General features: G+C 43.1%; 22 protein-coding genes. 4 read left to right on the top strand and 18 right to left on the bottom strand.

Translation table 11 applies throughout. From position 1 onward, the window contains the following. Positions 1-410: 410 nt before the first annotated feature. From BMI76_RS06900 to BMI76_RS06865, 8 genes are all read right to left on the bottom strand, one after another. Positions 411-2315: an ABC-F family ATP-binding cassette domain-containing protein gene (locus tag BMI76_RS06900; RefSeq protein WP_075346848.1), complete on the bottom strand. Its 1905-nt coding sequence runs from the start codon at positions 2313-2315 to the stop codon at positions 411-413. A gap of 145 nt (positions 2316-2460) precedes the next feature. After that, positions 2461-3570, bottom strand: a complete 1110-nt coding sequence (locus BMI76_RS06895) for a glycosyl hydrolase family 8 (RefSeq protein ID WP_075346847.1) — start codon at positions 3568-3570, stop codon at positions 2461-2463. Positions 3571-3581: 11 nt separating this feature from the next. Further along, on the bottom strand, positions 3582-4892 hold the full coding sequence (locus BMI76_RS06890; RefSeq protein ID WP_075346846.1) for a glycosyltransferase: 1311 nt from the start codon (positions 4890-4892) through the stop codon (positions 3582-3584). 145 nt (positions 4893-5037) lie between these two features. Beyond that, a complete protein-coding gene (locus tag BMI76_RS06885) occupies positions 5038-5826 on the bottom strand; it encodes a hypothetical protein (protein WP_075346845.1) in 789 nt (262 codons plus the stop codon). A gap of 7 nt (positions 5827-5833) precedes the next feature. Then, complete coding sequence (wecB, locus tag BMI76_RS06880) at positions 5834-6982, bottom strand: non-hydrolyzing UDP-N-acetylglucosamine 2-epimerase (protein WP_075346844.1); 1149 nt, start codon at positions 6980-6982, stop codon at positions 5834-5836. Between the two features lie 341 nt (positions 6983-7323). Beyond that, positions 7324-8022, bottom strand: a complete 699-nt coding sequence (locus BMI76_RS06875) for a M57 family metalloprotease (RefSeq protein ID WP_075346843.1) — start codon at positions 8020-8022, stop codon at positions 7324-7326. 180 nt (positions 8023-8202) lie between these two features. Beyond that, the gene (locus tag BMI76_RS06870) at positions 8203-8730 is read right to left on the bottom strand and encodes a YehR family protein (RefSeq protein WP_075346842.1); all 528 of its coding nucleotides are present in this window, start codon (positions 8728-8730) and stop codon (positions 8203-8205) included. A gap of 91 nt (positions 8731-8821) precedes the next feature. Then, entirely contained in the window at positions 8822-9613 is a 792-nt protein-coding gene (locus tag BMI76_RS06865; RefSeq protein ID WP_075346841.1) for an alpha/beta hydrolase family protein, read from the bottom strand. Between the two features lie 90 nt (positions 9614-9703). On the opposite strand from BMI76_RS06865, the gene BMI76_RS06860 reads away from it, so the two are divergent. Beyond that, entirely contained in the window at positions 9704-10024 is a 321-nt protein-coding gene (locus BMI76_RS06860) for a CHY zinc finger protein (RefSeq protein WP_075346840.1), read from the top strand. 100 nt (positions 10025-10124) lie between these two features. Here BMI76_RS06860 and BMI76_RS06855 read toward each other — a convergent pair whose 3' ends face one another. The 4 genes from BMI76_RS06855 to trpX form a co-directional block, all read right to left on the bottom strand. Next, positions 10125-11786: a ribonuclease J gene (locus tag BMI76_RS06855; RefSeq protein ID WP_075346839.1), complete on the bottom strand. Its 1662-nt coding sequence runs from the start codon at positions 11784-11786 to the stop codon at positions 10125-10127. A 196-nt stretch (positions 11787-11982) separates the two neighbouring features. Beyond that, positions 11983-12744, bottom strand: a complete 762-nt coding sequence (locus tag BMI76_RS06850; protein WP_075346838.1) for an ABC transporter ATP-binding protein — start codon at positions 12742-12744, stop codon at positions 11983-11985. Continuing rightward, entirely contained in the window at positions 12741-13610 is an 870-nt protein-coding gene (locus BMI76_RS06845) for an ABC transporter permease (protein WP_075346837.1), read from the bottom strand. Before BMI76_RS06845 ends, BMI76_RS06850 begins: the two co-directional genes overlap by 4 nt. A gap of 126 nt (positions 13611-13736) precedes the next feature. Further along, positions 13737-14729 (bottom strand): tryptophan ABC transporter substrate-binding protein, encoded by a 993-nt coding sequence (gene trpX / locus BMI76_RS06840; RefSeq protein ID WP_075346957.1) that lies wholly within the window; start codon positions 14727-14729, stop codon positions 13737-13739. 150 nt (positions 14730-14879) lie between these two features. Here trpX and BMI76_RS06835 point away from each other — a divergent pair, with 150 nt between their 5' ends. Then, positions 14880-16529: an NFACT family protein gene (locus BMI76_RS06835; RefSeq protein ID WP_075346836.1), complete on the top strand. Its 1650-nt coding sequence runs from the start codon at positions 14880-14882 to the stop codon at positions 16527-16529. A gap of 159 nt (positions 16530-16688) precedes the next feature. Next, entirely contained in the window at positions 16689-18092 is a 1404-nt protein-coding gene (locus BMI76_RS06830; protein WP_075346835.1) for an amino acid permease, read from the top strand. A gap of 207 nt (positions 18093-18299) precedes the next feature. Here BMI76_RS06830 and budA read toward each other — a convergent pair whose 3' ends face one another. The 5 genes from budA to BMI76_RS06805 form a co-directional block, all read right to left on the bottom strand. Beyond that, a complete protein-coding gene (budA, locus tag BMI76_RS06825; protein WP_075346834.1) occupies positions 18300-19016 on the bottom strand; it encodes an acetolactate decarboxylase in 717 nt (238 codons plus the stop codon). Between the two features lie 14 nt (positions 19017-19030). Beyond that, positions 19031-20710 (bottom strand): acetolactate synthase AlsS, encoded by a 1680-nt coding sequence (alsS, locus tag BMI76_RS06820; RefSeq protein WP_075346833.1) that lies wholly within the window; start codon positions 20708-20710, stop codon positions 19031-19033. A 132-nt stretch (positions 20711-20842) separates the two neighbouring features. Further along, complete coding sequence (locus tag BMI76_RS06815; RefSeq protein ID WP_075346832.1) at positions 20843-22072, bottom strand: tetratricopeptide repeat protein; 1230 nt, start codon at positions 22070-22072, stop codon at positions 20843-20845. Further along, positions 22059-23231 carry an AI-2E family transporter gene (locus BMI76_RS06810; RefSeq protein WP_075346831.1) on the bottom strand — a complete coding sequence of 391 codons (1173 nt, stop codon included), beginning with the start codon at positions 23229-23231 and terminating at the stop codon, positions 22059-22061. The genes BMI76_RS06815 and BMI76_RS06810 overlap by 14 nt, the downstream gene beginning before the upstream one ends. A 62-nt stretch (positions 23232-23293) precedes the next feature. Then, on the bottom strand, positions 23294-23773 hold the full coding sequence (locus tag BMI76_RS06805; protein ID WP_075346830.1) for an 8-oxo-dGTP diphosphatase: 480 nt from the start codon (positions 23771-23773) through the stop codon (positions 23294-23296). A gap of 84 nt (positions 23774-23857) precedes the next feature. Between BMI76_RS06805 and BMI76_RS06800 the strand changes: the two genes are divergently transcribed. Further along, positions 23858-24619, top strand: a complete 762-nt coding sequence (locus BMI76_RS06800; RefSeq protein WP_075346829.1) for a lactonase family protein — start codon at positions 23858-23860, stop codon at positions 24617-24619. Here the strand turns inward: BMI76_RS06800 and BMI76_RS06795 are convergent. Then, the coding region (locus BMI76_RS06795; protein WP_142355034.1) for an IS3 family transposase at positions 24582-24676 on the bottom strand (95 nt) is incomplete at its 5' end. The two genes, BMI76_RS06800 and BMI76_RS06795, sit on opposite strands and share 38 nt — an antisense overlap.

Raw genomic sequence — 24676 nt, 5'->3', positions numbered from 1 at the left:
TGCACAGAGGCTGGAACGGAAGTTCCAGCCTCAGGTTGTAGACAAACTCTATAGTTAGTATTTCACGAGCACACACATCTTAGGATAGTATCAATTCACAATCTATAAGAAAAATAGGCGAATTGAACGAGCCTAGTCCAGATACTTTCCGCTGTAGCAAAAACGCCAGAAATCACTTATTTCTGGCGTTCGGAGATTTTGAGACTTGGGCTCAAAATCTAGGTATGAAATTCCAAAGGAAGTTGCTACCGTCCGCGCTACCTAAGGAAAGTATCATAACACAATAGTTCTTTTGATAAAAATTGACTTTTTCTTCAGTCTGAGGCTGGAACAGAAGTTCCAGCCTCTTTTTAAATTGCATCAACACGAGCTTCTAAGCTCAAATAGTGTCTAACCAATATATCGACAGACTACTGATAGCTTTCTGCTTTTTCCGATAGAGCTGCCCATTCTTCCATAAGCTCCTCCTGCTGAAGCGCTAACTGATCCATCTCCTTTTGCAGATCCATAAGCTGACTGGCATCGTTGGTTGCCGCCATCTGCTCACTGATGCTATTTTGCTGATTTTCAAGCTCTTCTATCCTTCTCTCTGCTTCTTCGAGCTGACGGATGACTTTCCTTAACTCTTTCTGACTGGCCTTTTGACTGTGATAATCTTGGGCTGCAGCTGAAGCTGAAGAAGATGGGGCTTGGTTTTCCAGTGCAGCTGTTTCTTCTGATTTCTTTTCTAAATAATAGTCATAGTCTCCCAGGTAGAGTTTAGAGCCATTTTCTGAAATCTCCAGAACCTTTGTTGCCACACGGTTGATAAAATAACGGTCGTGACTGACAAAAATCAAAGTTCCGTCAAAATCAATCAGGGCATTTTCCAGAACTTCCTTGCTGTCAATATCCAGATGATTGGTCGGTTCATCCAAAACCAGAAAATTATTGTCTTCCATGGATAATTTAGCCAGCAGCAGGCGGGCCTTTTCACCGCCTGATAACATAGCGACTGTCTTTTGCACATCATCACCAGAAAACAGGAAAGCTCCCAAACGGTTTCTAATGTCTACTTCCGGGCTTGTCGGAAAAGCCGACCACAGTTCTTCCAAAACAGTATTGCCAGCCGTCAGATTAGACTGAGTCTGGTCGTAATACCCCAGCAGAACATTAGCACCATATTTGATATCACCTTTAATGAGAGGCACTGTTCCAAGAATTGACTTTATCAAAGTGGTTTTTCCGATGCCGTTAGGGCCAACAACAGCTATAGCGTCGTACTTGCTGACGTCCATATTGATAGGGGCAGATAAAACCTCACCCTCATAACCAATAGCTGCATCGGTAACCTTTAGAACTTCTCGGCCGGAAGGCTTGCTTGATTTAAAGGTCATGTGAGCCTTTTTACTATTGCTGTCAGGCTTTTCCAAGCGTTCCATTTTTTCCAGCTGCTTACGCCGCGACTGTGCACGCTTGGTCGTTGACGCGCGGACAATATTGCGCTGAACAAAATCTTCTAGTTTGGCAATTTCCTTTTGCTGCTTTTCAAACAGCTTTTCCTCAGCTAAAAGTTTCTGGGCTTTTTGCTCCATAAAACTAGAATAATTGCCAACATACCGATCCAATGAATGCTTGGTCAAATCAAGGGTGAGGGTTGCTACTTTATCTAGGAAATAGCGGTCATGGCTGACGATAATCAGCGCTCCTTGATAGTGTGTCAAATAGTTTTCCAGCCAGGCAATGGTTTCAATGTCCAAATGGTTGGTCGGCTCATCGAGCACCAAGAGTTCAGGTTTTTCTAAAAGCATTTTGGCCAAGGCCAAACGCGTATTTTGTCCGCCAGACAGGTCTGAAATTTTCATTTGCCACATGGACTCATCAAATTGGAAAGCATTTAAAATCGCACGAATGTCACTCTCATAAGTAAAGCCGCCTCTTATTCTAAAATCTTCAGACAGCTTGTCATAAGTCTGCATGAGATCATCCAATTCAGAGCCTGTCAGCTCACCCATTTTCAGTTCCAGCTGACGCAGCCGCTCCTCGTCTTGACGTAAATCATCAAAAACATGGAGCATTTCTTCAAAAATAGTGCTGTCAGACTCAAAACGGCTGTCCTGTGCCAAGTACGATAAGGACAGTCCCCGTTTTTTGTCAATACTTCCCGAGCTCGCTGCTTCTTCGCCCACCAGTATTTTTAAAAGAGTAGACTTTCCTGCGCCGTTGCGGCCGACAAGAGCAATGCGATCGCGCTCATCCACCTGAATAGTAATATTATCAAACAGTAGATCACCGGCAAAAGAACGTTCAATCTTGTTTCCTTGTAAAATAATCATAGATCTATTCTATCAAATCTCCACCATCTAAGCCAGCCGTAATAGCAAAAAAAGAACGGCCGCTCAACTCTTAGACATAGCTGCAGGAGTTTAAGCCAAACCGTTCTTTTTATTTTATTATTTTTTACTGCCTTTCAAGCACTGATCAGTCTCCCAAAACAGCCATAGTTGTCAAGGCTGAGTCATAGTAATTCGTTGAGGACAGACCGTCAACAAAGACTTTCTTTTCCTGTTGGTGCAGGCGCTCATATTTATGCTCTAACTTTTTAGCCGCATAAAAGACAGGTGCATCAAAGCTGGCCGACTGATGCGCATCCAAGCGCTTGCCATTCAGCTTATAACCCGCATAGATGTTTTTTTGTTTCATAAAGAAATTCATCATCTTTTTGAGCATCTTCTGACTTTGCTTGTCCTTGCTTCTGGCTAGGTTATAGGGCATGCGGCAGGCATTGTAATAATAGTCGCCGTCATACTTGCTGGCAACCAAATTCGCTTTAGCAGCCTTAACTTCACCGGACTTGCGAACCCACATAAAGTCTGGGAAAAGACCAGTCTTATGCTGATCGCTCATTTTCTCCAAGCTGTCAAGCATTGAAGATTTAATCGTTTTCCAAGTGCCATTTTTACTAAATTCATAGAAAACATCAAACTGTTCAGGCAGGACATCTGACGTTCTGACCAGATCATAATAATCAGTTCCCTTGACGGCCCAATTTCCAACAGTCAGAGATTTCGTCTCTGCGTTATAATTGTAGGCTAAAATATCATTTAAGAGGAGCTTAGCCTGCTTCTTATAAGTATCAGCCTTATCCGGCCAAAGCTCAGCAGCCTTAATCAAAGAATAAGCAATGTAGAGATCCCCGTCTGTGGCGCTGTTAGACAGGTCTTCAATGGAGCCGTCTGCTTTGATGTTTTGCTTCCAAGACATCAGCTGTGTACCTGCGGTACGGTGATCCATATAATAGCGATAGAGTTTGCTGAATTCTGACTTGCTCTTGGCACCCTTTTGGGCAGCCTCAACAGCGATATACATCCCATAGCCTTGTCCTTCAGAGAGGGCTGTAGTCTTATCTTCGTCTGTTGCTGTCTTGACGTAGGCGCTTTTGCCGTGGGTCACCACATAGTATTTGGACCATTCTTCATAAATGCTTTGCTGCATATCATCAGTACTTTTAATACGAATAACGTAAAATCCCGCAGTCAGTATCGCAAGAAAGAGGACAAACCAAATATATTTTAATTTTTTCTTTTTCACTTCTGTCTCCTTTAGCCTGCAAATCGTTTCGTTTTAACCCATTTCGTTCCATCACGGCGTAAGATTTTATCCATAATAACAGAACTAATAGATGAAATTGATACTATGATAAAGAGCTGCGTGTATGTAAAGTAAGACAGCAGCGCAATCCAAATCTGCCTAACTGTCGCCTGACCGTGCTGGGTCGCCTGCGAAATAGAAATCTGCAAGAGATAAAGCAGGATCATCAAGAACCAGTTAAAGAGCAAAAGCTGCGCCATATACACATTATTGGTATCAAAGGCAAAAGGAATCTGAACACCTGGTTTGAATAAGCCGATAATCAAGGCTATCAGATTGGAGAAGAAAAGAATATCTGACAGAACAATCGCCGCATTAAACCAAAAGAAGGTACAGGCATAGTAGAAAACTTCCCATTTGACACGCCAGTTGCCGCGGCCAAAGAGATGTTTGAAATTGGCAATAACCACTTCATAGTTGCCCTTAGCCCAGCGCTTTCTTTGCAAGTAATAAGATTTCAGCGTTTCAGGTTCCTGCTGGAAGGCTTCAGAGTTATGGGCCAGAGCGATTAGTTTACCGCTTTGCATAATTTTAAAGGAAATATCCGTATCTTCTGTCAGCGCACCATTTCGCCAGCCGCCAATACTCTTAACAAACTCCGTATTGATGATAAAGTTCGTTCCGGGAATACGGCCAATCTTACCCAAATGCCACATACCAACGTGCTGAATCCGCTGGGTAACAACGATTTCCTGATTGATACAGCGAGTCAGAAAATTTTGATTGGCGTTACGAGTCTTATTGCGTCCAAAGGCTGCAACGTGGCGTTCAGGATCTTCCATCACTTTTTGCACAAGGAAATACAGAGCATTTCTTTCAGGCATGGCATCAGCATCGTAAACACAGATGTAATCCCCTTTAGCCATTTTCAGGGCGTCATTCAAAACGCCCGCCTTTCCGCCGGTACCCGTACGGTCAATCAGGGTTAAATCACGGTCAGCATATTGCGGCAGAGCTTTTACCTTTTGCATTTCCTGATAGGTATTATCTTCACAGTTATCCGCAAAAAGAATAACTTCTACCTTATCATGAGGGTAATTCATGTCTAAAATAGCCTTAGCTGTCTGCGCAATAACCACGTCTTCATTATGGGCCGGAACAACCACTGTTATCATCGGATATTCAGGCAAAGGACTGGTATCAACGTCAAAATCACTGTGCTTAAACCAGAAATGAACGGCCGACATCAAAATGATTAAGGCCATCGCCAAAGAAGACCAAATTGAGATTAAACTAATAATCATTAAAATCTGACTAATCATCATCCACCGCCTTAAAGTTTTTATTCACTCGTTCAAGAATCACTAAATAGCTGATGAATAAGATGACAAAACAGGCCGCAAAAAAGAGACTTATGCCAAGCCCGATATTAAAAAATACATTTGTTAAATTCATAACTCCACTCACTTAATATTCTACAATGATATGAGTTTCCAAGAGACGTTCCAATCTCTTGAGAATATCCTCATAGTAGGCATAACGCTGCCAATTCTCATGATCAACCATCTGATAGCCATACTGGAATTGGATCTCATGAGTACTGTTTTCATTATTAAACCGAATCTTGCTCAGATTAATACTGATTTCTTCTTCAAGTCCAATATGCCAATTGGGATCTGAACTGGTTTGAACAATGAGAAATAAACCATTTCTTAAATAAAAGACCCTGTCACTGTCTTGTTTGGACTTAAAGATAGCGCGGTTAATCCGCTTGATACTGGCATAGTATTCTTTGGGCTGCGTTTGCTTGAACTGCTCAGCATGGGCCCAGCTGACCAGCATGGTCTGAATCGTGATGTCATCAGAATGCTGAGCCTTGCGGGCATAATATTCATAGTAGCTCTTAGCCTTGGAGGTCTGAACTGCAATAGCACTTTTTTTCTCTAAAATCAGACCTTCCAGCTGATTGGCAATGATTAGTATAATGGGCAGGGCACAAATCAAAACTAAGCGGTCTCTCAAAGGAATATAAGAAATACCGACCACCAGAATAAAAGCACTAATAATAAGGGTGAAGAGCTCTGTCCAAGTGACCAGCAAATCAGTCAGGAACCATGGGGTCAGTACAGCCATAAAAATAAGAAAACCGTAAATACCCGCAATCATCGATCCGTACTGAAAAGCAACGTAGAGGCTTGAACCAACAGCCAAGACCAAAAGCAGGAACATGCCGGAAAGATTTAGTAATCGTCTCATTCTAAACTCATTCCCCCATTCCAAAATCTGCCGGACGCTCACTGCCCTTAAAATAATGAGAAATAGCGTCTAAAATACGTTCAGAGGCCTGACCGTCACCGTAAGGATTTTTAGTCTGAGCCATCTTATCGTAGGCTGCTTTATTATCCAGCAAGTCTGTCATCGCGCTTCTGACAGCATCCTCTTCGGTACCCACCAGTTTCAAAGTTCCAGCAGCTACGCCTTCCGGACGCTCTGTTGTATCCCGCAATACTAAGACAGGCTTGCCCAGCGAAGGAGCCTCTTCCTGAACACCGCCGGAATCCGACATGATGAAATAGCTCTTGTTGGCTAAATTATGAAAATCCACAACATCGAGCGGTTCAATCAGATGAACACGTTTAACATCTGCCAAAATTTCCTTAGCCGCTTCCTGTACAGAAGGGCTGAGATGAACCGGATACACAATTTCAACATCAGGATAGTCAGCCAGAACTGATCTCATCGTTTTAAACACTCTGCGCATGGGCTCACCTTGATTTTCACGGCGGTGCATGGTGACCAAAATAATCCGGTTGTCTGGATTGATCTCATCAAGCACCTTGTGATGGTAGTCCTCTTTCACGGTCAGAGCCAGTGCATCGATGGCTGTGTTCCCAGTGACAAAAATTTGCTCAGCAGGATGATTTTCTTTTAACAGGTTATCCCGGCTTTGATTGGTCGGTGCAAAGTAAAGATCCGATACAACATCAGTTACCTGACGGTTAACCTCTTCAGGAAATGGAGAATACTTATTCCATGTCCTAAGACCTGCTTCAACATGACCGATTTTGATTTGATTGTAAAAAGCAGAGATACTGGCCGCAAGAGTTGTTGTTGTATCACCGTGTACTAAGATAACATCAGGCTTTTCACTCTTGAGGACCTCGTCAAGTTTGTTAATGACATTGGTTGTAATTGTTGACAATGTCTGCTGCTTGCTCATAATGTTCAAATCATAATCAGGGTCAATGTGAAATGTTTCCAGTACCTGATCAAGCATCTGCCGATGCTGAGCAGTCACAACAGTCACCGCATCAAAACGATCGATCTGCTGTTTTAAAGACCTGATTAAAGGAGCCATTTTAATGGCCTCCGGTCTCGTACCGAAAACAAGCATAACTTTAATTTTTTTCATGTTTCCTCTTTATGATAATTTTGAATTAATGTATACTAAAATGATACATCTTTGTCATAATATCACTATTTTATTACAATTTCAAGACAAAAAGCTTTGAATTTTTTAAAAAACTTTTCCTTTGTTTTATGATTATATTAAAAAACGCCCTTATTAAATAAGAGCGTTTAATTATTCAAAATCCTTATTTTATTAACCTTTAGCTCAGTTTAAACAAAGCATCACATTTTTTTAATAGAATAATAAAAGCAAGAAAGTCTGATAATTGTAATTATTTCATAGATAACAATAAGATTAAATAAATATGATAATTATATTATGCTATTTAAAACATTTCACATTTACTGAGCATAGAGCTTCTTAACAGCTGCAACATCCACATCCTGAATGCCGTGGTAAGAACCCGATGAAGCCATTACTGAGGTCTCATTGTCATCGTGGCTAAGACCGATAGCATGGCCCAACTCATGTTCTGCGGTATGGACGATTCGCTCAAAACTATAGCCATAGTCTTTGTTTAAAAGATAGTAACGATTGAGCTTGACATCAACATGGCTGATCCGGTTGGTGACAGCGTTAGTTTCAGATTCGGCCAGACCGGCTGCCTGAGAAGCGGCATCTGTGTAATCTGTTGCTATGATATCAGCTGAGTCTTTATTAGAAACAATATTAAAAGTGAAGCTGCCTGTCGCATTCCAATTAGCAATAGCTGTCTGATAAGCTTTAATAAAAGTCTCATCAGTTGAAGCTATATAAACCGCTGCCTTATTTTCAGCCCAGCGGCTGCCTCCTTCATGCTCATAATTATCCGTGGATAATTTGGACATGGTATCCTGCAGGTTGAAATCGCTGCTAAAAAAAGCTGAAATCTTATTGAGCTGATCAGAAACCGCAGCTCCAAAATGCTCTTTATTGCTGCTGGTAAAATAGAAAAAAACTAAACCGATGACTGCTAGGATAATGACCGTCCGAAAAAGACTCCAAATCAGACTGAAAATGAATCTGGGAATAAAAAATATAATCTTGACTATTTTTTTCATAAGAGATGTCCTTTCGTTTTTGTTAGAAAAGACCTAAAACTTTCAAATTAAGTTTAAGTATAGCAGGCATCACAATAAAAAGCAAGAATTTTTATACCGTCACAGATTTGTCAAAAAAACGAGGCAAAGCAGCCAGCGGCTTTCTCAGCCTCAGCTTTTCTGTCTCGTTTACAGCCATTTCTAGTCAAGATTCAGTTTTTTAAACTGTCCCTTTTTAACTTTGGTGTACCCTTGTTTTTTAAGCAATTTTTCACTTTGTTTTAAACTAACATAAGTTGCTCTTTTGCCTGACGGTGTATCAATATCTATTTCCGGCAGCTTTTCTGCCAGCTCATTAAGATCGACCTTGTCATAGTTGACGCTGACCTTTTCTACCACATAAGTATCTTTATATTCGATACTTTCTTTGACCCCTTTAATACCTTGGTATTTTTCTGCATCAGCAGAAAATTTTTCCTTGGCTGCTTCTGCATTATCTACCTTAAGAGCTGCATAGGTTATGGTATTTTTTGTTACCTGTTTGGTAACACGGTCGCTTCCTTTTTTGTGGTAGTAAGTCAGTCGAACATCTGCTGTATCTTCCTTAAACATTTGATAGTAGACAGCTTCTGTACGGGATGACTTTGCACTGGCTGTGTCTTGAACCAGCAGAGCCGCCAGTAAGACTGCAGCAAATGCTCCTAAAATAAGCATAAGTTTCTTTTTCATAAATACGCTCCTCGCTTTCCATTTATACCCTTTCATTGTAACCTCTTACAAATAACCTGTCAAGGTCTCTGAAAAAAGCCGTGATATAAGGTCAAGACAGCCGCTCCTCCTTTTGATAGTCAATCGGCAGCCGCTCCAAAAGAAAATCCAGCTGCTTCTCCCAATAATACCACTCGTGCCTGCCGTGATCTGTACGGTAGTCAATGTCAAGTCCCAAAGCTCTCAGCTTCTCAACAGCTATTTCATTAGCCTGATAGAGAAAATCTTCATAACCGCACCAGGCATAAAATTTTGTTTTTTTATCTGATTTTTGTGCCAGTGTGGTCAGAAAATGCTCCTGCAGCTCTTCTCCTTGCAAATCACCAAAGATACCCTGCCAGTAGCTTGGCGAACCTTCTGTAACCTCCGGTAAGCTCTTTCCGTCAATACCAATGCCAAGTGCTCCTGAAAAGGACGCTGCATATGAAAACTTATCAGTAGAAAGAGCAATCTTATAAGCACCGTAACCGCCCATAGAAAGGCCTGCAATAAAGGTTTTTTCACGCTTCTTTGTCATATTGGGAAAAAAGCGCTGCATAACTTCCGGCAATTCCTTGGCAATCATGTCATAATAGTTAAGACCGTAAGCGGTATTAGTATACCAAGCTAAATCTGTTGAAGGCATGATGACAATTAAATTGGTTTTTCTCAGCAGGCGCTCGATAGCTGTGCGCTTTTGCCAGGAATTTTCATTGCCGCCCATGCCATGTAAAAGATAAAGCACAGGAATGTCTGTGTCATTGACGTATTCTTCTTTAATCTCTGCGGCATCCGGATAGATGACATTGACATGGCGCACCATATCTAAACTTTGCGATTGATATTCTATTTGAAAAAAAGCCATTAATCCATTTTCCTCCCAATTTTATTTCCCTCATTATAGCATAATTTAATTTCTTTTGATAAACTAAAAAAAGAAAGGCAGGAAAGAAAAATGGTTACTATCTACGGTGATCTGACTGATAATGAAACAAGGTGCACTGACTATCATGGACCGACAGACATTGTTGCTTTGAAATGCTTTGCCTGTCAAAAATACTACCCTTGTTTTAAGTGCCACAACCGCCATGAAGACCATCCTTTTGAGCCCTATTCACAGTATTTAAAAAAAGATAAGGTGGTCTTTTGCGGTTCCTGCCAAAGAGAGTTAACGATTGAAGACTACAAAGGAAAAGCTGCCTGCCCTTGCTGCGGCCATCCCTTCAATCCTAACTGCAGCCGCCATTATGACTGCTATTTTACAGATAAAGCCTAATTACTCTTACACAGCTGTATATCAATAAAAAAGAATGGGACAGAAATCGGCTGTTTAAAGCATTTGATTTCATCGTCCCACTCTTTTCTTTTTATGTTCCTTATCTCACTTCCATGACAACCGGTAAAATCGCCGGCCGGCGCTTGGTCTGATCAAACAGAAATTTACCGACTTCATCGCGGACAAGCGATTTTAATTCGCTCCAGTCAAAAGTGTCCTGAGCCAGATAATTTTCAACAGCATTATTAACAATATCAGCACTTTCACGCAGAATATCCCGGCTCTTTTTGACATAAACAAAGCCGCGGGTATTAATTTTTGCCTTGGAAATAATCTTCTTTTCTTTCTTATTGACGGTCAAGGCGACAATAAAGATACCATCTTCCGACAGAACCTTGCGGTCGCGCAGGACAATATTGCCCACATCACCAATCGCATTGCCATCAATCATAACATCCCCTGCAGGCACAGCTCCTTCATGAACAAAGCCGTCTTTGCCGTAAACCATGATGTCCCCGCGCTTCATGATGTAAATATTTTCTGGGAACATGCCGATTTCAAGCGCTAAATCGGCATGAGCCGCCAGCTCTCGGTATTCTCCCTGAATTGGGAAGAGGTATTTGGGCTTAAGAAGGTTGATCATCAGCTGAAGGTCGCGGCCATTGGCATGTCCTGACACTCGAAGATCCTGTGTAATCAGTCTAACAGTACCGCCCGCCTTATAGATCAGATTTTCCACCTGTGCCACAACGGCTTCTTTGGACACCGTCGGCGTTGTCACAATGTAAACCAAGTCTCCGTCTTTAATTTCCACGTAGCGGTGACGGCCGACAGCCATTTTTCTCAGACCGTTCAAAGGCTCACTCATCCGGCCTGTTTCTAAAATAATCAGCTCATGATCTTCAAATTTATGCATGTCTTTTGGCTTAACAATGAGCTTTTCATCCACAACTGAAAGCTTTTTAAGACGGATAGCGGTACGGACAATATTTTCAACGTCAAAACCAGTCAGAACAACACGGCGGCCGTTATTGGCAGCGGAATCAAAGACCTGCTGGATACGCACAAGGTTAGAAGCCACTGCCGCAACAATAATGCGTCCTTCCCAGTTGGAGATGATTTGCTCCATCTCAACGCCTACTTCAGCTTCACTGGCAATTTGAACATTGCTGTCAGCATTGGCAGAATCTGATAACAGGGCCAGAACACCTTCACGTCCAATCTCAGCAATGCGGGCTAAATCTGTCTGATAGAGCTTGCTGGCAGCCTGGTCAAACTTGAAATCACCGGTATAAACGATACTGCCTTCTTTGGTGCCAACAACAATTCCCAAACTTTCTGGGATTGAGTGCGTTGTTTTAAAGAAAGAAATCAAGGCATCCTTAAATTCAATCTCAGTTTGGGCATCAACCACATGAAAGTTATGAAATTTCTTGGTGGCGTCATTATTTTTGACAACCAGTTTAGCCAGCTCAATAGTCAGTTCTGAGCCAAAAACCGGTGCCTTGACATTGGTTAAGAGATAGGGCAGAGCGCCGATTGCATCGGCATGTCCGTGCGTCAGAAAGATTCCCTGAACTCGTTTTTTGTTATCAATCAGATAATCCAGATTGGGTATGACAACATCCACACCCAGCTGTTCATTTTCCGGGTATTTCAGTCCGGCATCCAGAACAAAAATCGAATCATTGACCTCTGCCAAATAGAAGTTCTTACCGTTTTCCCGAACTCCTCCCAGAGCCATAATTTTAATGTCAGTCATTAGTTCTCCTTATGTTTTCACAGTATTTTCAGATAAGTTTTTGTCAGGCAATTTACTATCCTTTTCACTGTCTTTATTTTCATACAAACGGTCCCTGCCTCCCGTGTTCAGGCACGAAATGGCAGGTCGAATTACTGCGGGCAATTAAAAAATTGCATACATGAGTAGTATACAACTTTTCAGCTTATTTTTCAATTTATTCAAACAGGCCGTAATAGTCAGAGATGTCCATTTGCGCCTTTTCTTCAGCAGACAAATCCTGAATGATGCGGCCGCCCTTCATGACCAGCAGGCGATTGCCGTATTTGAGAGCATCTTCCATGCGGTGGGTAATCATGAGAGCTGTCAGATGATCACGGCTGACAAATTCTTCGGTCAGCTCCATCAGGGCCACGCTGGTCTTTGGATCAAGAGCGGCTGTATGTTCGTCAAGCAGCAGCAGCTCGGGCCGTTTGATAGTCGCCATGAGCAGACTCAGGGCCTGCCGCTGCCCTCCTGAAAGAAGGCCGGACGGCGTCTCCAAATGCTTTTCCAGACCGTTGCCGATTTTATCAATAACCGCCTGAAATTCTTTTTTGTGTGCATTGATATTGCGTGAAATGAGGCTGCGCCGCTCTCCGCGGTACTTAGCAATCAAAAGATTTTCCGCCACCGTCATTCGAGGCGCCGTCCCCATTTTCGGATCCTGAAAAACCCTTGATAGGTACTTGGCGCGTTTTTGAGCCGGATAGGCAGTCATATCCTCTCCCATGATGGAAATGCTGCCGCTGGTCAGGCTGAGCGTTCCGGCAAGAACATTAAAAAGTGTGGACTTGCCGGCTCCGTTTCCGCCGAGGATCGTCAGAAAATCGTGCTCATAAATATCAAGGCTGACATCATCGAGAATTGTTTTATAGTCATCAAAGCCATTATTTACTTTGACCGTGGCGTTTTTTAATTCAACAATTTTTTTAGTCATCGGGACAGTTTCACTCCTTTGAAGAATTTCTTTTTCAATTCCGGAATCATAAGGCAGACAGCCAAGACCACCGCACTGAAGAGTTTGAGATAGTTGGTTTTAAAGCCCAGAGAAATAACTGCCAAAATTAAAAATTGGTACAAAACAGAGCCGACAACAATAGCTATCAGGCGCTCCAGCAGGGTCAGACCCGTCGAAAAGAGCACCTCTCCGATAATGATACTGGCTAAGCCGATGACAATGACACCAATTCCTTTGGAGACATCAGCATAACCGTCCTGCTGACTGATAAGGGCGCCAGCCAGAGCAATCAGACCGTTGGACAAAACCAAGCCCATCAGCTCCATCTTATCGGTATTGATTCCAAAACTCTGTGCCATATCATGGTTGTCACCAGTTGCGATATAGGCCTGTCCCAGACGTGTATTCAAAAAGAAAATCATACTGCCAACCACCAGAACAACAAAGATAAGCCCCAGAACAAGCAGGTTGATACTGCCGGAAAAAGGCAGCAAATCCTGTAGTTTTCTGGCATTCAGCAAGCCTAGGTTGGCCCGTCCCATAATCATCAGCATGATGGAATGACAGGACGTCATGACCAAAATCCCCGATAAAAGAGTGGGAATCTTCCCTTTTGTATAAAGAAGCCCCGTTACCAAACCAGCCAAACAGCCTGCTAAAACAGCTATTACAGTTGCCAGCAGAGGATTGGTCCCCTGCGTAATCAGCGTTACCGCTACGGCGCCGCCCAAGGGAAAGGAGCCTTCTGTTGTCATATCCGGAAAATCTAAAATCCGAAAGGTCATAAAAATTCCTAAGCCCAAAATAGACCAAAGAAAACCTTGTGAAATTGTTGAGAGTAACATCTTCTATCCTTCTTTTATAAATATCTTTTATTTTAACACAAAAAAAGGAAGGGGACAAAGTCATTTTGATTGTCTGACTTTATCTCCTCCTTTGATTAAGAAAATCTGTTTTTGAGCAGGCTTGACTTACTTGTTTTTTGCCTTTTTAAGCACATCAGCAGGAATAGTGACGCCCAGCTCCTTAGCTACCTTTTCATTGACAACAGGAGTTCCCTTGTCAAATATATTAACGGGCAGGTCAGAAACCTTTTTCCCTTCAAATAATTTCACAGCCATCTTGCCAGTGGCAACACCAAGCTCATACTGATCGACAACCACCGAAGCAAGCCCGCCTTCATTGACCATGGTATCGACACTTGGATAGATAGGCTTCTTTGCTGCCTTAGCGGCTGATACCACAGTCGGAAAGGCACTGGCAATAGTGTTGTCCAGCGGAATCCAGACAGCATCTGCCTTCTCCAGCATGACATTCATGGTCGTAGCAATTTCATTGGTTGAAGGGACGGAATATTCCACTACTTCATAGCCTTTTTTCTCTGCCGTCTTCTTGAATTCTGCCACTTGAGATTTAGAGTTGTCTTCGCTGCTCGAATAGATAACACCAATTGTTTTGACCTTTGGTGTCAAGGTCTTTACTAAATCGACCTGAGCCTTGATTGGAGTCTTATCAGACACACCTGTGACATTGCTATCCGGTTTTTTGAGGTTTTTAACCAGCTTAGCACCGACTGGATCCGTCACAGCCCCCATAACAATCGGGGTGCCCTTGGTCGCACTGGCCAAGCCCTGTGCTGCCGGTGTTGCAATTCCGATCAGAACATCATTTTTATGATTAACTAGGGTTTGACTCATGGTCTGCACCTTGCTTTGATCCCCTTCAGCATTCATAAAATCAATTTTTATTTTCTTGCCGGAGTAGCCCTCTTCTTTCATGCCGGCTTTAATCCCCCGGTAAATTTCATCCAGAGCATTGTGGCTGACATACTGGAGCACACCGACCTTAAAGGTATCCGACTGGGATGATTTTTGATTTTGGCTGCTGAAAGACTGGTAGGCAATGATGCCGATAACAAGCAGAGCCAGGGCTGCCAGAATTCCTATTAAACGTTTATTTTTCATGTTTCCTCCTCCAATAAATCCTGTCTTTATTTTACTGCAATTTTCAGCTTTTTTCAATACAGTATTAAAAACGCTTTCCCCGCTCTTTAAAGGCACAATGCAGCTTTCGTGTGGTATAATAGAACAGACTAAGAGAAAAGAGGAAAAACCATGTCCTTTGATGGCTTTTTTTTGCATCATTTAACCTTGGAATTAAGAGAACAGCTCCTGTGGGGGCGGATTCAAAAGATCAATCAGCCTTTTGAGCATGAGCTGGTTTTGTCAATCCGCAACAACCGCCAAAATTATAAACTGCTGCTTTCGGCTCACCCCGTTTTCGGCCGAATTCAGGTGACTAAAACTGATTTTCAAAATCCTCAAAATCCTAATACCTTTACTATGATTATGCGGAAGTACTTGCAGGGAGCCGTAATTGAACAGATCGAGCAGATTGAGAATGACCGCATCGTCGAAATCACTGTTTCCAGCAAAAATGAAATCGGAGACCAAATCAAGGTTACCCTAGTGATTGAAATCATGGGTAAACACAGTAACATTATGCTGATTGACAAAAATGAACAAAAAATCATTGAGTCCATTAAGCATATCGGCTTTTCTCAAAACAGCTACCGCACTATCCTGCCTGGTGCCAGCTATCTGGCGCCGCCAAAAACAAAGGGGGAAAATCCCTTTACTGTTTCTGATGAAAACCTCTTTGAAATCCTGCAGACGGAAAACCTTGAGGCCCGCAGCCTGCAGCAGCTGTTCCAAGGGCTGGGGCATGATACAGCTGAGGAATTAAGCAGGCGCTTAGATACGGACAAACTGAAACAGTTTAAGCAGTTCTTCGCCCTGCCGGTCTGTCCTGTTTTGACTGAAAAATCTTTTTCGGCAGTAAACTGGAATAATTCTCAGGAAACATTTGCCAGTCTTTCTGATTTACTGGATTATTTTTACCAAGACAAGGCTGAACGCGACCGCATTGCTCAACAGGCCAGCGATTTGATCCACCGCATTCAAAATGAGCTGGAAAAAAATAAGAAAAAACTCAAAAAACAAGAAAAAGAACTGCTGGATACCGATAAGGCAGAAGACTTCCGCCAAAAGGGGGAATTGCTGACAACTTACCTGAATCAGGTTCCTAACAACCAAGACCAGGTTGTGCTTGACAATTACTACACCGGTGAGAAAGTAAGAATTGCACTTGATAAGTCTCTGACACCCAGCCAGAATGCCCAGCGTTATTTCAAAAAATATCAAAAATTAAAAGAGGCCGTTAAGCATCTGGGCGGATTAATCGAGGAAACCAAGGCTACTATTCAATATTTAGACAGTGTTGACACTGCTCTCAACCAAGCCAGCCTGGCTGAAATCAGCGATATTCGCGAAGAATTAATCGAGACAGGCTTTATCAAACGCCGCCATAAAGAGAAGATTCAAAAACGCAAGAAACCTGAACGCTATTTGGCTTCTGACGGCAAAACCATCATCATAGTTGGCAAAAATAATTTGCAAAATGATGAGCTGACCTTTAAAATGGCTAAAAAAGGCGAGCTGTGGTTCCACGCCAAGGACATTCCAGGCAGCCATGTACTCATCAAGGATAATCTTAATCCCAGCGATGAAATTAAGACTGATGCTGCCGAATTAGCTGCCTATTTTTCAAAGGCTCGTCTTTCCAACCTCGTTCAGGTTGATATGATTGAGGCCAAAAAACTCAACAAACCGACCGGCGGTAAACCGGGCTTTGTCACCTATACAGGGCAGAAAACCCTGCGTGTCACTCCTGATGAGGATAAAATAAAGTCTATGAAAATCTAAAAAAGCAGGACGGTCAACTATGATGGTTTGGCCATCACCCGCACAAGAATAATTCCGGGGGCTTGCATATAAAAGTGCCCCATTTTCTGCCTAAGCTCTATTTGTACTTTTTGTAAAATAATACTATAATAATAAAATATTATAGAAAAGGATGAAATTATGTCAGATCAATCAGATACCAAACAGACCAGCCAAGATTCCGAAGAACTGGAAAACGACATGGTCCGCGGTTTGCAAAACCGCCACGTTCAGCTCATTGCCATCGCCGGAACGATTGGAACCGGACTTTTTCTGGGAGCCGGCAGATCCATCAGCCTAACCGGACCGTCTATCATCATCGTTTACCTGATTACAGGTTTTTTTATGTTTTTGATGATGCGGGCCATCGGCGAGATGCTCTATTACGACCCCGACCAGCATACGTTCATTAATTTTATTACTAAATATGTCGGCAAGGATTGGGGTCACTTTTCGGGCTGGTCCTACTGGCTGTCGCTGATTTTTTTGGGAATGGCAGAAATTACTGCCGTTGCGACCTATGTTCAGTACTGGTTCCCTACTTGGCCGGCCTGGATTATCCAGATTGTCTTCTTAATACTGCTGTCTTCTGTCAACCTGATTGCAGTCAGGGTTTTTGGAGAAACGGAATTCTGGTTTGCCATGATTAAAATTGTTGCTATTTTGGCCTTGATCGCTACCGGAATTTTCATGGTACTGACCGATTTTAAAACCTCTCAGGGCCATGCCAGCCTAAGCAATATTACAAATCATTTCGAATTTTTCCCTAAGGGCTGGACAAGGTTCTTTATGGCCTTTCAAATGGTCTTCTTCGCCTATCAGGCTATCGAATTTGTCGGAATTACTACCTCGGAAACACAAAATCCCAGAAAAGTCTTGCCTAAGGCTATTCAGGAAATTCCTGTTCGGATTGTCATCTTCTATATCGGTGCCCTGATTGCTATCATGGCCATCTTTCCTTGGCGGGCTCTGCCGGTCAATGCCTCACCCTTTGTAATGGTCTTTAAACTAGCCGGAATTAAGTGGGCTGCTGCTTTAATTAACTTTGTCGTTTTGACCTCGGCAGCTTCGGCACTGAATTCCACTCTCTATTCAACAGGACGGCACCTTTACCAGCTGGCCAATGAAGTCCCCAATCCTCTTTTGAGTCATTTCAAGGCTGATCGTCTGTCACGAACGGGTGTTCCAAGCAGAGCCATTATCATGTCTGCCGTTGTCATTGCGATTTCGGCCTTCATCACTGTTTTGCCGGGAATATCTGATGCTTTTGCCCTGATTACGGCATCATCATCAGGCGTTTATATTGCTATTTATATCCTAACGATGGTCGCCCATTACAAATACAGACAGTCCAACGATTTCATGCCGGACGGTTATCTGATGCCGGCTTACAAGCTTTCAAATCCTGTCACCACACTCTTTCTTGCCTTTGTCTTTATTTCCCTCTTTTTGCAAGATTCAACCTATATCGGTGCTATTGGTGCAACGATTTGGATTATCGGTTTTGGTCTTTACAGCAAGCTTAAATTTAAAAATCAGCCCTAACCAATCAAACTAACACTCAAAAGACTGGGCAACAGGCTGCAGCCTATCGTTTTGATTTTCAAGAATATAAAAAAGTGAGATAGGGATTCATTCCTAAGGAATGCTGATCTGTATCTCACTTTTTGTATTGTTAATTTGAAGGCTGCCTTGCGGCTGGCAGAGCAGACAGCTCTTAGCCAAACGCTGTCAGCTTTCTAGGCTTAGCGCTTATTCAGCTTTGTCAATATCACCGCGGACTTCTTTGGCATTGAATTTAGCAAACAGGTACTGACGGTCTTGAACAGGAAAACGCTGATCCAGCTGATCAACTGCTCCTACTTCAACCTGACCTTCTGTAATCACGTAATCCATAACATGGCCGCCAAAGGTATGGTCATCAGAGATGAAATGAAGGTGGTAGCCTGCCACGCTGACCCCGTGAAAGATTTCCGGAGTCCAAATGCCGACAATTGTACCTGTAATATTTTCGGCGGTGTATTCAGGCTGATGGGTCGCTACTTCTGCAAATTTTTTATCCGACGTTGAACGCGGAATCATGCGCACGTGCATTTTGGCAAAGGTTCCGTGAATTTTAATCGAACGGAAAAGATTTTCGCCGTCATAATAAGATTCTATGCGCGCCTGCAATTCCTTGTCTGTCATTTCAAAACGCTGTTTAAAGATGACCTCAGCCTGATGGTGAATAACCGCTGCATAAGGAACCTTCATGTCATCAGGCACTTCAACAACCTCCGGCTCGTCTCCGGATCCCTTGGCCTGATAGGCTTTGCCGTCTAAGACAATAAGCTCTCCGTCAATCGAATCAAGTGTTCCAAGTCCTAAATCACCGTATTCCAGCAGCTCGCCTACTGTCAGCGAACCGCCGTAAAGACCTGCCATAAGGGCTCCCAGAGTATTGTATTGAAACAATTTATTGGCTTCCATTTTCAAACTCCTTTTTAGTAAAACTCATCCGGTAAAATCGTTTCACCTAGTTTAATGTTATCCTTGTAATCAATTGGAATATCAATGAGCACCGGACCCTTGTCAGCTTCTGTTAAAGCCGTTTTTAAAATAGCCTCGAAATGCTCCTTGCTGTCAGCACGGTAGCCCTTGGCACCGAAGCTTTCAGCATATTTGACAAAGTCAACAGATCCGAAATCAACACCTGATGACCGTCCGTATTTCATTTCCTCCTGAAACTCAACCATATTGTATTTACCATCATTCCAAATGATATGAACGATAGGCAGCTTCAGACGGACCGCTGTTTCCAGCTCCTGTCCGGAAAAGAGAAAGCCCCCATCGCCTGAAATCGAAATGACTTTGGTATTCGGCCGCAAGAGGCTGGCTGAAATGGCCCAAGGAAGTGCAACTCCCAAAGTTTGCATACCATTTGAGAAAAGCAGATGACGGGCTTCATAGCTCTTGAAATAACGCGCCATCCAGATATAGTGGCTGCCGACATCAACAGTTACTGTCATGTCATCTGTTGTCTGCTTTTGAAGGACATCAATCACATCAAGCGGATGAACAAGCCCCTCTTTTGGAGTCTTATCAAATTTGACATCATCAGTTATATTCGTTTTGAGACCGACAAGATATTCTCTGGAGCCTTCCGGCAAATCATAGCCCTTGACAGCAGGCAGCAATAAATCCAATGTTTCTGCTATATCGCCAATCAGTTCACGCTCAGGCTGGAAGTAGGTGTCAATTTCAGCAGGAGCTACATCAATAACTATAATGCGGGCTGAAATTTCGGCATTCCAGTTTCGGGCTTCATATTCAATCGGATCATAACCAATAGCGATAATCAAGTCTGATTTTTTCAGCAGCATATCACCCGGCTGGTTGCGAAACAGACCGACGCGGCCAAAGAAAGTATCTTCTTCGAGGTCACGCGAAACGATACCGGCACCTTGGAAAGTTTCTACAACCGGCAATTTAACAGATTCCAAAAGCTGGCGGATGGAGGCTGTCACATCGGCAGTCGATGCTCCGTTGCCCAAAAGCAAAACAGGCAGGACAGCGTTTTTAATGGCCTGCGCCAAATAATTAATATCGGCAACAGAGGCTGAGCCTAGTTTAGGGTCTGTCAGAGGTTTAATAGCTTTAACAGAAACAGAACTGTCTGTTACATCCTGAGGAATGGACAAAAAGCTGGCTCCAGGTTTGCCGGCTTTAGCCAAACGATAGGCATTGGCAATATTTTCAGACAGGGTTTCTGGATCCTGAACCTCAGCCGAATACTTGGTAATCGGCTCCAGCATGGCAACATTGTTCATGGATTGATGGGCACGCTTGAGAAGGTCTCCCCGCTTGACCTGACCGCCAATAGCAAGGATGGGGTCGCCTTCAGCTGTCGCTGTCACAAGACCGGTTGCCAGATTAGAAATACCAGGACCGCTGGTTGCAATCACTACACCCGGTTCACCTGTGATACGCCCAATCCCCTGAGCCATAAAGGCCGCATTTTGTTCATGGCGGGCAACAATCAGCTCAGGACCCTTGTCCTCCAAAGTGTCAAAGACACGGTCAATTTTAGCGCCGGGAATACCAAACACGTATTTGACATCATGATTAATGAGGCTGTCAACGATTAAGTCAGCCCCATAGTTTTTCTTATTGTTTTCTGTCATTTAAAATCCTTTCTTCACAAGTTTCATGTCAATTATACCACAGATTTTTCAAGACTTTGTGAATTTTTATTTGTGAATTGTTGAGCGAAATCATGAAAACTCTTTCAAAAACGGATATCTCTTTCTGTCTGCTCAGAGCTCTGCCAGCAGATCGGCCACATCACTGTCATCAGGTACCAGCTGCAAATAGCTGTCAGCCAAGGATCTGACCCTTTCTTTATAGCCAAATTCCCGCAAAATATAAATATAGTCCTTGAGAAATTCCGGATTGCCGGCCAAATCTGCTGCCAGATTATCATACAGCTCAAGTGCTTTTTCATCCTGATCCAATGCCTGGTAAGCCTTAGCAATGTTCCACTTGGTCAGCACATTGTCAATGGCTTCAGTATCTAAGCTGACCACTTCCTCAAAGCGCTCTTCTTCCAAGTACAAGTTGCTGAGCCGCATCAGAATTTCTTCATCATCTTCGGCAACATCCAGAGCCTTAAGCAAATAGTCTTCTGCTGCTTTTTTATCGTGCAGCTCATAGGACAGCTGGGAGGCCAAAAGCAGCAGGCGGCTGTCAAAGGCATTTTTAGCCAGACCCTGCTGCAGCAGCCGCAAGGCATCTTCTGTCTTGTGTTCAGCATGAAGAGAAAGGGCATAAACATATTCATAGCCGGCAAAATCAGGGTTCATCGTATCCAGCTGCTTAAAGTAGAGATTGGCCCTTTGGTATTCTTCTTGGTCGTAAAGAAGGACGGCCGTTTCAAAAACCGTTTGATCATCGAATTCAATCTCGACAGCTTTTTCAAAAAACTCAATAGCTGCTTCAAATTTACCTAAACCGGCGTAGGCACGGCCGATTCTTTCATAGGTCGAAACCCCTGTTTCCTCCAGAATTTCACGATTGTCCAGCTGAGCGTAGTGCTTGATGGCATCCTGAAAAAGCTCCAAATTCATTTCAATTTCTGCTAAACCAAAAATCACAAGAGGGTCTTGGCTGATGCGGCTGGCTTCAAGCATTTTTTCTCTGGCAACATCCGTAAGCCCTTCTGCATCATATAAATCAGCCTTGACAAGCAGTGCTGCCAGATAATCGGGACTGTCAGGCGCAATAGCATCCAAATAGATGAAAGCCTCGTCAGTTTGACCGTCTTCGCTGGCAATCTGAGCCAGATTGATATTAACTTCGGGAAAATCAGGCTGCAGCTGCAAATAAATCTCTTTGGCCTGCGGATAAAAGCCGATAGACTGCAAGTATTCCGCCAAAGACAGGAGCGTCTCAGCGTCATCTTCTCGCAGCGCCCGTTTTAAATATTTTTTAGCATGCGCTAAATCCTGATTGTGAATAGCTGCAAGCATTTTTTCACTGTTTAACATCTTCCTTATTGACCTCTTCTTCTTTTTCATAGAGTCCGCTGACAGGCTTGTACCACTCAAAAATTTCTTTGACAAGAACTTTTAGGGAGGCATAGACAGGAATTCCTAAGAAAACACCCCAAACACCAAACATAGAACCGGCTGTCAGCAAAATAAACATAATGGTAATGGGGTGGATACTGAGTTTGCTGCCCAGAACAAGCGGCGAAACAAAACGCCCTTCAATGGTCTGTTCAATGATGAAAACCACTATTACCTTCAATACCATAATCGGGCCTTCAACCAGCGCTAAAATTAAAACCGGTATTGTAGCCAAAAAACTGCCCACATAGGGAATTAAATTCAAAAAACCAGCAACAATCCCAAAGGTCACTGCATAAGGCAAACCAATAATACTGAACATAAGGGAGAACAGAAAACCAACAATAATGGCCACGGTCACCTGCCCCTGAACATAGCTGGCCAGCTGACGGCTGACATCATTGAGAATGCGGTGAGCCGGCTGACGCATTTTCGTCGGCAGATAAGAAACAAAGGCTTTTTTCATCTTGCTGCTGTCGCGCAAAAGATAAAAAACAATAAAGGGCGAAATCAAAATAGAAACCGTAACACGCGCAATCACAGAAGCAAAATTCCCTGCCCAGGTTACAGCGCCCTTAGAAAAGGACTCTGCATAATCGACAGCCTTTTGGCTGAAATTGGTAACCGTCTCTTCGATTTGCGGGCGAAGACTGGCTAAGATATCATTTTTTAACAGATCCGCAACTTGATCATCAACAGACCTAACATAGCTGGGCAGCTGCCTGATAAAAGAAGACAGCTGCTCATTGAGCATGGGAAACAGATTAGCAATTCCCCAAACCAAAAGCCCGGCTATCGCCAGAAAAACAATCGTAATGGCTGTGACGCGGCTGGTGCCCCGCTTTTCAATAAAATCAACAATAGGTTTTAAGAGATAATACAGCAGAGCCGAAATGACCAGAGGAAGCATAATAACGGCCATAAAAGAAAAAATGGGCTTTAAAATAGGACTTATTTTCGTGAAAACAAGGACATTCAAAAAAAACAAAAGCAAGACCAGCAAAACTGTCACGGCTTTGTTATTTAAGAACCATTTAAAAAACCAGGTCATATCAAATTTCTTTTGATTATTATCCATCCGCAATCCTCCTAACAAGTTCTTCTTAGCTTATGGCCGTCCTTGGGCTGAAGCTTTTGAAGCTATTTATCATAAAACGTCACTTGTTTATCAATCAATTTTTTCTGAGCATAGGTAAATTTGGCTGAGAAAAAAGGAACATCCTCCAAAATCCATTTAAAAATTTCATAGTCCCCCTCCCAGGTCGGCTTTTGGAGTACCTGATCATAAGGAACCCAAGCAAGCGTCCCCTCACGGCTTTCCTCATCTGAAATCAGCTCACCTTCAAAATCAGTTACCTTAAACACATAAGTGTACCAATCGTGGCCCGGCGTAAAGTCAGGAAAGGTAATCACTCCTTTGAAGTCCATCTTTTTGACCTTTAGATGGGTTTCTTCAAAAATTTCCCGACGCGCACACTCATCGGGACTTTCTCCTCTTTCTATTTTGCCGCCGACACTGATCCACTTGCCTTCATGCACGTCATTTTCTTTTTTATTCCGATGCAAGAGCAGCAGTTCACGTCCGTTATCAATATAACAAATCGTTGCTAACTTTGTCATTTCTCCTGTCCTCTCTTTTCTCCTTTATTATTATAACAAAAATTATGCTATAATTTGGACAAGAAAACTAAAAGGAAGGCTCAAATGATTGAAAGGGTTTATTTTGGCACTTACACCAAACACACATCAAAGGGTATCTACACCGCTCGTTTCGATACTGAAAAGGGAATCCTATCGGATTTGGAGCTGTTTGCAGCCGCAGAAAATCCGACTTATCTGGCTTTTGATAGGCAAAATCACCTTTTCAGCGTCTCAAAGCAAGCTGACAGAGGCGGAGCGGCCAGCTTTACTCAGGACGGTCAGCTCATCAGCCGCGTCTTAGAGGCAGGCGCTCCGCTGTGCCACCTCAGTGTTGACGAGCAGCGCCGCTTAGTCTACGGTGCCAATTATCATAAGGGTGAGCTCCTAATTTACGGTATCGCTGATGACGGTACACTCAGCCTACTGAATAAAGTGGTTCATCACGGTTCTGGGATACATCCTAACCAAGCTGGTGCTCACGTCCATTTTGCAGGCCTGACACCTGATAACTGCCTGGTCACGTGTGATTTGGGAACAGATGCTGTAACGGCTTATGCTGTCCGTCCCAACGGTCAGACCAAAAGAATCGGCAATTACCAGACAGCACCCGGCGCCGGAGCACGGCACCTTGTCTTCCACCCGCATTTAAAAACTGCCTATCTCATTTGCGAGCTTAACGCCAGCATAGAAGTCCTAATTTACAGCGGTTACGGCCAGTTCACACACCGCCAAACAGTCTCAACACTCCCCAAAGCTGTACTGACCCCAAAAAGTTGGACAAGAACTATTATTGAAAGGATTTGGTTCTGTATTGAACAGGGCTAAATCCTTTTAATTTTGTCTTAATGCGTTTGTGATTGTAATAAAAAATATAGTCTGTGA

Source organism: Streptococcus sp. 'caviae' (genome assembly GCF_001937065.1).
Classification (GTDB): domain Bacteria; phylum Bacillota; class Bacilli; order Lactobacillales; family Streptococcaceae; genus Streptococcus.
Note: the sequence above shows the minus strand (reverse complement) of the source record. Positions and strands in the feature narration are given on the sequence as shown.

Bases quoted from the DNA above. Each gene is read 5' to 3' on its own strand.
- BMI76_RS06845 (WP_075346837.1), bottom strand. From the start codon at position 13,610: ATGTTACTCTCAACAATTTCACAAGGTTTTCTTTGGTCTATTTTGGGC.
- BMI76_RS06900 (WP_075346848.1), bottom strand. From the start codon at position 2,315: ATGATTATTTTACAAGGAAACAAGATTGAACGTTCTTTTGCCGGTGAT.
- BMI76_RS06815 (WP_075346832.1), bottom strand. From the start codon at position 22,072: ATGTTAAACAGTGAAAAAATGCTTGCAGCTATTCACAATCAGGATTTA.
- BMI76_RS06865 (WP_075346841.1), bottom strand. From the start codon at position 9,613: ATGGCTTTTTTTCAAATAGAATATCAATCGCAAAGTTTAGATATGGTG.
- trpX (WP_075346957.1), bottom strand. From the start codon at position 14,729: ATGAAAAATAAACGTTTAATAGGAATTCTGGCAGCCCTGGCTCTGCTT.
- BMI76_RS06850 (WP_075346838.1), bottom strand. From the start codon at position 12,744: ATGACTAAAAAAATTGTTGAATTAAAAAACGCCACGGTCAAAGTAAAT.
- BMI76_RS06890 (WP_075346846.1), bottom strand. From the start codon at position 4,892: ATGATTAGTCAGATTTTAATGATTATTAGTTTAATCTCAATTTGGTCT.
- BMI76_RS06835 (WP_075346836.1), top strand. From the start codon at position 14,880: ATGTCCTTTGATGGCTTTTTTTTGCATCATTTAACCTTGGAATTAAGA.
- BMI76_RS06800 (WP_075346829.1), top strand. From the start codon at position 23,858: ATGATTGAAAGGGTTTATTTTGGCACTTACACCAAACACACATCAAAG.
- BMI76_RS06885 (WP_075346845.1), bottom strand. From the start codon at position 5,826: ATGAGACGATTACTAAATCTTTCCGGCATGTTCCTGCTTTTGGTCTTG.
- BMI76_RS06870 (WP_075346842.1), bottom strand. From the start codon at position 8,730: ATGAAAAAGAAACTTATGCTTATTTTAGGAGCATTTGCTGCAGTCTTA.
- BMI76_RS06810 (WP_075346831.1), bottom strand. From the start codon at position 23,231: ATGGATAATAATCAAAAGAAATTTGATATGACCTGGTTTTTTAAATGG.
- budA (WP_075346834.1), bottom strand. From the start codon at position 19,016: ATGGAAGCCAATAAATTGTTTCAATACAATACTCTGGGAGCCCTTATG.
- BMI76_RS06860 (WP_075346840.1), top strand. From the start codon at position 9,704: ATGGTTACTATCTACGGTGATCTGACTGATAATGAAACAAGGTGCACT.
- alsS (WP_075346833.1), bottom strand. From the start codon at position 20,710: ATGACAGAAAACAATAAGAAAAACTATGGGGCTGACTTAATCGTTGAC.
- BMI76_RS06805 (WP_075346830.1), bottom strand. From the start codon at position 23,773: ATGACAAAGTTAGCAACGATTTGTTATATTGATAACGGACGTGAACTG.
- wecB (WP_075346844.1), bottom strand. From the start codon at position 6,982: ATGAAAAAAATTAAAGTTATGCTTGTTTTCGGTACGAGACCGGAGGCC.
- BMI76_RS06830 (WP_075346835.1), top strand. From the start codon at position 16,689: ATGTCAGATCAATCAGATACCAAACAGACCAGCCAAGATTCCGAAGAA.
- BMI76_RS06875 (WP_075346843.1), bottom strand. From the start codon at position 8,022: ATGAAAAAAATAGTCAAGATTATATTTTTTATTCCCAGATTCATTTTC.
- BMI76_RS06855 (WP_075346839.1), bottom strand. From the start codon at position 11,786: ATGACTGACATTAAAATTATGGCTCTGGGAGGAGTTCGGGAAAACGGT.